The sequence below is a fragment of the Pseudomonas sp. PWP3-1b2 genome, from assembly GCF_049896045.1.
GTDB lineage: Bacteria > Pseudomonadota > Gammaproteobacteria > Pseudomonadales > Pseudomonadaceae > Aquipseudomonas > Aquipseudomonas antarctica_B.
Genome location: NZ_JAFCTN010000041.1, coordinates 44,794 through 51,937 on the forward strand (window position 1 = coordinate 44,794; position 7,144 = coordinate 51,937).

The 7,144-nt window shown below is 57.4% G+C and carries 5 protein-coding genes; all 5 read right to left on the reverse strand.

The window, feature by feature from the left end; all coding sequences use genetic code 11:
• Nucleotides 1–22: 22 nt before the first annotated feature.
• On the reverse strand, nucleotides 23–697 hold the full coding sequence (locus ACP7A2_RS22040) for an amino acid ABC transporter permease (RefSeq protein WP_426135945.1): 675 nt from the start codon (nucleotides 695–697) through the stop codon (nucleotides 23–25).
• On the reverse strand, nucleotides 690–1,424 hold the full coding sequence (locus ACP7A2_RS22045; RefSeq protein WP_426135946.1) for an amino acid ABC transporter ATP-binding protein: 735 nt from the start codon (nucleotides 1,422–1,424) through the stop codon (nucleotides 690–692). The genes ACP7A2_RS22040 and ACP7A2_RS22045 overlap by 8 nt, the downstream gene beginning before the upstream one ends.
• 16 nt (nucleotides 1,425–1,440) lie before the next feature.
• On the reverse strand, nucleotides 1,441–2,088 hold the full coding sequence (locus tag ACP7A2_RS22050) for an amino acid ABC transporter permease (RefSeq protein WP_426135947.1): 648 nt from the start codon (nucleotides 2,086–2,088) through the stop codon (nucleotides 1,441–1,443).
• 3 nt (nucleotides 2,089–2,091) lie between these two features.
• Nucleotides 2,092–2,835, reverse strand: a complete 744-nt coding sequence (locus ACP7A2_RS22055) for a transporter substrate-binding domain-containing protein (protein ID WP_426135948.1) — start codon at nucleotides 2,833–2,835, stop codon at nucleotides 2,092–2,094.
• Between the two features lie 571 nt (nucleotides 2,836–3,406).
• On the reverse strand, nucleotides 3,407–6,934 hold the full coding sequence (locus ACP7A2_RS22060; RefSeq protein WP_426135949.1) for a hypothetical protein: 3,528 nt from the start codon (nucleotides 6,932–6,934) through the stop codon (nucleotides 3,407–3,409).
• Between the last annotated feature and the right edge of the window lie 210 nt (nucleotides 6,935–7,144).

Genomic DNA, 7,144 nt, shown 5'->3' on the forward strand with positions numbered 1-7,144 from the left:
CGCACAGAACGGCTGGTCGCAGTCAATCCCAGGACAGCCGTGCATTGCGCCGTTCGAGGAACCGGGAAGCGAAAAACACCGCCGAAGCCAGCAGCACGTAAAACACTGCGGTCAGCGTGTAGGTTTTAAAGAACTCAAAGTTGCCGCCGGCCAATTCCTGCATACGCGCAAAGAACTCCGGGCACTGCACCAGAAACGCGATGGAACTGTCTTTGAGGTTGTAGATGATCTGGTTGGTCAGCGCGGGAATCGAGGTGCGCAACACCTGGGGAAGGATAATGCTCGTGTAGATCTGCACATCCGTGAAGCCTTGCGCTGTGGCGGCCTCCAGTTGGCTTTTATCCAGGCCGTTATAGGCCGTCAGCAAATAAGCCGCATTGTAGGCGCCCACGTTGGCGGTAAACCCGATAACCATCACTTCAAACGGGCTGAGCCGCAGCCCCAGTCCCGGCAGACCGTAGTAAAGAATATAAATAATGCAGATCAGCGGCGTACCGATAAAAAACGACTTGTACGCTTCGACACACCTGGCCACTCCCGCGCGCTGACTCAAGCTCAGGAAGAACACCAGCACGCCCAGCGCGAAGCCCATCACCGAAACGGTGAGCGTCAACTTGATGGTCGCCAGGATACCGGACGCAATCAACGGCCACTGTTCAAGGAAGTCCTGGTAAAAGCTCAACCAGCTTTCAATCATGGCGTTTCTTCCCGAAAAACCAGGCGACTTCGGGAATCTGCGCGTGAGATGCCAGCTGTGCAACCGGGCCTTGGGCGACGATTTTCCCCGCGTACATGAACACCACGTTCTGGCTGATCTGATCGGCAAAGGCGATGTCGTGAGTGACGCAAACCGTGGTGATCTTTCGGGCTTCGAGCTTCTTGATCAGCAATGCCACTTCCTGACTCATCAAGGGGTCCAGCGCCGAAGTGGGCTCGTCCAAAATCATGATTTCGGGTTTCATCACCAAGGCTCGGGCCAGTGCAACGCGCTGCTTCTGGCCACCGGACAGTTGTGCCGGAAACTTCTTTTCGTGGGCTGCCATATCGAAGTAGGCCAACTCCTCCAGCGCCAGGGCCCGCGCTTCTTCGCGGTTCTTTCCTTGAAGCTTGCGCAAACCGAGGGTGATGTTATCCAGCACGCTCAGGTGCCTGTAGAGGGCGAAGTTCTGAAAGACAAACCCAATGTTCTTGCGCAGTTTGCGCACATCCAGTTGCGGGCTGAGCAGGTCTTCTCCATGAAACAGAATCGACCCCTGATCAGGCCGCTCCAGAAGGTTCATGCAACGAATCAAGGTGGTCTTGCCGCAGCCCGAAGGGCCCATGATCACCAGCGTGTCCCCGGCATGCACAGTCAGGTCGATGCCATTGAGCACCGTATGATCGCCAAATGTTTTTACCAGGTTGCTTATTTGCAGGATCGACATGTCGTTCTTCCGGGTATTACTGACCATCAAAGCGGCGCCGAATAGTCAGCATCGCCAGGGCGAAAATTTTATAGATGCAAAAGTACATGAGGCCCGCGACAAGGTAGATGTTCACGCCCAGCGAAGTGGAGGCCGTGAGCGCCTTGGCTTGCCCGAGAATCTCGGTGAAACCGACGGTGTAGGCGAACGGTGTGTTTTTCAAAATGGCGGTCAGCTCATTCATCACCCCCGGCAGGGAGAAGCGCAACATTTGCGGCAGCTCTATGTAAAAGACCACTTGCAGGTCACTGAAGCCCATCGCTTGGGCCGCCACCCGTTCATTGTGCTCAACCGAGGCGAGTGCACCCCTGAAGACCTCGGAGATGTAGGCACCGCCAATCACCCCCAGGCTGAGGTTCATCGCGATCATCGGCGAGGGGCGAATACCCAGGCTCGGCAAGCCGAAATACACTAGAAACAGCAGCACCAGCACCGGGATAGAGCGAACGATGAACACCACGGCGCTCAGCAAGGCGCCTGTACGATGGCCGGAAAGCCGCCGTAACACGGCGACCCCCAAACCCAATGCGAAGGCGGTGATGAAGCACGACAACGTGATGTAGAAAGTCGCCACGACCCCGTGCAACAACAGCCCTATGACATCGAAGAACTGACGATCAAGCATCAGTTACGACTTCAACCACTTGTCCATGATGGCGGCCAGCTTCTTCGGGCCCAATTCTTTCAGGTAGGCATCAAAATCCTCACGGATCGGCGAGCCTTGCTGGAAGGCAAAACCGAGGTGGTCAACGCCCTTGAAAGAATAGCTGACGGTGATGGGCAGTTTCTGGTGGAACTTGTAGTTGTCGTACACGGGCTCTTCGATAAAGGCCAGATCGAGGTTGCCATTTTGTAGATCAGTTATCACTTCATTGTACGAAGGGTACAACTTGGCATCGGCAACTTTGTAAATGCCTTTGGGTTCCAGGTCGTTTTTGATCAAATCGGCGTAGGCCATGCCGCGCGGGTAGCCGATGCTGTACTTCTTCAACTGTGACAAGTCAGTCAAGGTGAGTTTTTTGGATTCCATGCTCACCAGGTTAAAAGAGTTCTCATAATATGGGATCGAGAAGTCCATTACTTTCTTGCGCTTGTCGGTAATTGAAATGCCCGAGAACGCCAGGTCCGCTTGTTTACTGGCTACTGCGCCCAGCATACCGTCCCAGTCGTATTCGGTAGTCTTGATCGTGCAACCGCGTGACTTGCAGTAACCGTTGAAAATTTCCAGGTCCACGCCCTGCAGGTGGCCGTTCTGGTCCTTGAACAGCATCGGTGGCGAGTTAGGAGAAACGGCGACCTCAAGGGTTTTCCCTTTCAGCATATCGTTCGCAGAAGCCGCGACGGCGACCAGGCTCAACAGGGATGCAAACATTATTTTTTTTAAGCTTCGCATATCACTCTCTCATGAAGATTCAGGGAACAAACCAGGAAGGTTTCAGCCAGTTGAGACCCGTGATCCATCACACATTCACAGATAACTCTCCCGATGAATACGGGTGAGCAGCTGTTTCCAAATTAACTATTTACACAGTCAAAAGCGTAGTTAGCCTATGGCCATACATCGCTGCGAACAATAAGAGTAAAAGCACTAACAAGTGGATCAAATAACTCTGCCATTAATGCAGCCGGATCCAATCCTGCGTACTTTGCGTTGTCGTATTTATGATACTGACACACTTTGACGGCGGCAAATGAAATGGTTCAACCGTGAATTTAGTTTTGTATTGGATTGTGCTTGATTGGAACTAAGTGTTGGTGCCCAGGCAGCAAAGGGCGGCTTGAATGCGAACATGCCTGGCTTAATAGCCGTCATCAAAACGGGTATCAGAGGGGGAAGGAGAGCGCCGTGAAACCCGGCGGCCCTCCGTGATGGACGATCATCCTGGCGCCGCCGGCGAGACCCAGCCGGCGGTCAGCTAATCGATGCCGACAAGCCTTCCAGGTCAGCCGTTATCTACATCGTGATAAGGGCCGCCGTAGCCATCGCCCACCCGCCAGATAATGTCGTGGTTGTCATTGGTCCATTCCGACGGTTTGAGCGAGTACTTGAAGTCCTCCGATCTGCGGTTGTTGCCGTCGCCGATGTAGTCCGCGTGATCGCGCTGATGATCGCCGCTCTTAACGGTCGCGCGGGCATCCCATTCGCTTTTGCGGAAGTCAAAAATGCTCTGGTCTTGCGGCGCATCGCGCTGGCCCCAGTCGGAGAGGTAGGTTTGCAGCCACACGTAGGCTTCGTCGCCATTGGGTTTGAGCAAGCCGTCGCTTTTGAAGTCCTGGATCTGGTCCCAGTTCTGCATCGAAATCTTGTGCAGTTTGTGCGACTGCACGGTGCTCAGGATTGCGCCGACAAATGACAGTGCGCCGGAGATCAGGAAACCCACCGGGCCCAGGAACGGAATGACTCGGCCGGTAACGCCAAGGGTGGTGAGCACACCGCCGCCGGCCGCCACCAGGCTGCTGACGCCGCCGGCCATGGAGAGTGAACCGGAGGCGATTTTGATCGGGTCTTTTTCCCGCACGCCGTCGCGCAGGGTGAAGGCGGCCTGGACCACGCTGATCACGCCGCCCGCGACGTCGGTGGCCATGCCGATGACCTTGATCGCGCTGCTGGCGAACTTGGCGCCAAACCCGGCGCCAGCAACGCCGCCACGGCTGGCGATACCTTTTTCAATGCCTTCCTGAACCTTCTTCGCGCTCTCATCACTCCAGCCGCCGCTGTTGAGCACCTTGCCCACGTCTTTGCCGTCGTCCATGGCCTGGTCGACGATGTCGAAGTACTTCTTCTGGATGGCCTCGGCGTCTTTGGGCAAGGCGTGATAGCCCTCGCCGGGCTTGGCCCACAGGTCGGGCAGGGAGCGGTCGAAACCCATTAGTTTGTAGGCGTTGGTGCCGCGCAATTTGTCGTAGACCTTCAGGCCCAGCGTGGCGAAATGCGAGCCGGTGCCGAGGAAACCAAGGAAGTCGTTGGCGATGCCCAAGCGTTTCATCGGGGTGTCGGCCAGCTTGCCGCCCTGGCCCGCCAGTTGGTAAACGATACGGCCCATGCCGATGGCCCCGCCGACCGAGCCCAGTACGCCGTTGTCCTTGAGGAAGGTCAGGTTCTTCACAAACGAGCTGCGGTTCTCTTCGCTGAGGCTCGGCATGATCTCCTTGCTGACTGCGTGCTCGATATCGCTGAAGCTGATCACGCCGTTTTTCTGCCAGGTATCGCCCAGGGAAATCATTGCCTTGCCGAAGTCGGCGGCAGCGCCCTTGTCCTTGAGCAATTGGTCGACAAATTTGGAATACACCCCCAGCGCCTGGCGCGGCAGGCCGTCGGCGCCGCCCTTGAGCATCGACAGGATCGCCATGGTGTTGTCGGTGGTCGCCAGCGCGGTGTTGTCGTCGCTGATCTTGCTCGGGTCGTCCATCAGCTTTTCAACGGCGTCGGTATAGCCGTCGATCTGCAGGTTTTGCATGAAGCTGTCGGCCTTGGCCGGGTCGATATCGGCGAGGGCGGTGTAGGCGGTCTGGATTTCCTGGGTCGCCAGTTCGGTCTTGCCACCGTCCTGCAGGGACTTGATGTATCGGGTGAAGTTCTCTGAGGAGGTGCTGTCTATCAGCTTCTGGTGTACTTCATCGACCTTGGCCTGGCCGCCGTCGACCTTGCCCAGCGCCGCGTCGTGGTTGGACTTGATATCGGCCTGGATGGTCGAGTCGCCGAGCAGCTCGCCGATGGTTTTGTCGATGGATTTGGTGTCGAAAATGTTGTCGCGCACATCCCGTGAATTGACGTCGATTGGCGACGTGGCGGTGCCCTGGTTAGTGAAGCCGTGCTCGGGAATGATCGACATGCCGTTGTCGGCCATGCTCTTGGCTTCCACCGCGCGCAAAAACTTGGCGCGTGGGTCGTCCTTGCCGATGCTGCCGTCCTTGACCCCGGCGCGATAGCTGTCCACCAGGGTTTTCATCGACAGGTCTTGCACGCTCAGCGGGTTGCCGCTTTCGTCTTTTTCGGTGGTGGCCAGGCTGTCGACCGACACATCCTTGAGCGGTGGCAGGCCGTTGTCGGCGCGTAATTTGTCGACGTCGGTGGTCTGTTGCGCGATGTCGGTGCGGTAGCTGGAGATCTGCTCGAACATCTGCGGGTTGCTGTCTTCGCTGACGACGATTTTTTCTTCGCTGCCGCCCGGTTTGTGTTGAGTGAACGCAATGAGGCCGGGGCCGTAATCACCCACGCCGCCGACGCTCATGATGTCTTCGGTGGACGACAAATACGCATCCGGCCCAGCCAGGCTGTAGCCGTCGCCCTTGGCTTTCTCGATGCCAGCCAGGGTCTGGCCTTTGGTGGTGTAGGCGGCGAAGGCTTCGGGGGTGATGTCTTTGCTCACCACCAGCAGTTTGCCGTCGGTGCCGTTGACCACCAGGATGCCGTCCATGGGCGCGTCGACCTTGCTGATATCGCCCAGCTTGAGGCTGGCCTCGTCTTTGCGCAGCAGTTCCTGGCCGGGCAGGGATTGGGCGTTCTTGATGTAGTCGAACGCTTGGGTGCCAGCGCTTGCGTGTACGGCGTGGAGAAAGTTGTACAGGCTGCTGCCGGCGTTGGGGTTGGGGTTGCTGAGGTCCGCGCCGGGCTGCGGCAGCGCGGCCTCGGATTGGCTGATCATGTATTTCTTGCCTTGGTGCTCGAACAGGATCACCCCGGATTTCGGGTCTTCGGAGGTGACTTTGAGCTGGCTGAAATCCAGGTTGCCGGGCAGGCTGGTGACTTCTTCGTAGCCCTTGGCTTTGCCGTCGGCGAGGGCCTCTTTGGTCACGCCGGCGTTGTTGTAGCTGGCGAAGGCCTGGGGCGTGAGCGCTTCGCAAATCACCAGGGTCTGGCCGCTTTCCATTTTCACTTTGACTACGCCGTCTTTGGCTTCCCCGACTGATTTGATGTTGGCCAGGCGCACGGTGGGGTCGTCTTCGCGCAGCAGTTGCTGGTCGGGGTTGCCGAGGGCTTCGCGGATTTCCTTGCCGGCGGGGGTGCCTTGGGTTTCGGCCAGGGTGTGTAGCAGGTCGTAGAGTGGAGTGCCTTCGTCCGGGCCGCCCTGGTTCACTGGCGCTACGGCGTGGCCGAAGTGCAGGCCTTTGAGGGTGTCGAAGCCTTCCTGGGCGTTTTCGGCGCCCTCGCGGGTGATCTTGAGTTTGGCGCCGTTTTGTTCGAAATAGATGACGCCGGTGTCTTTGTCTTCGGAGATGACCTTGAGCGTGTCGATGTCGAGTTTGGCGGGGAGGGCGGTGACCTCCTTGTAGTCGTCGGGTTTGATGTCGGCTGGTTTTTTCAGGGCGTCGTCGGAGTGGGTCGCGAGTACTTTGGGTTTGAAGGTATTGTCGCCTGACCCGGCGGCCGCCAGGGTTTTGGCTTTGGATAGCAGGGCGTCGAAGATACGCTCTGGTGCTTTGGTTTCGCTTGCGCGCGGTGAGGCGGCTGGTTCGGGTCGGTTGATCATTGGTCAGTCCATGTGATGAGAGCGCACGAGGACTTGATATTAGGCGTTGAGGGGGTGTGAAAATGGGGGTGGTGGCTAGATCGCACAAGCTTTCACGGCTGTGAAATCGGTGTATATATCCGTTATTTGGGTGACGGCGGCTTAGGGTTCCGCTCTTACAGCGGCTCACTTTTGGAAAGACCCAAAAGTAAGCAAAAGGTCTTCGCCCCA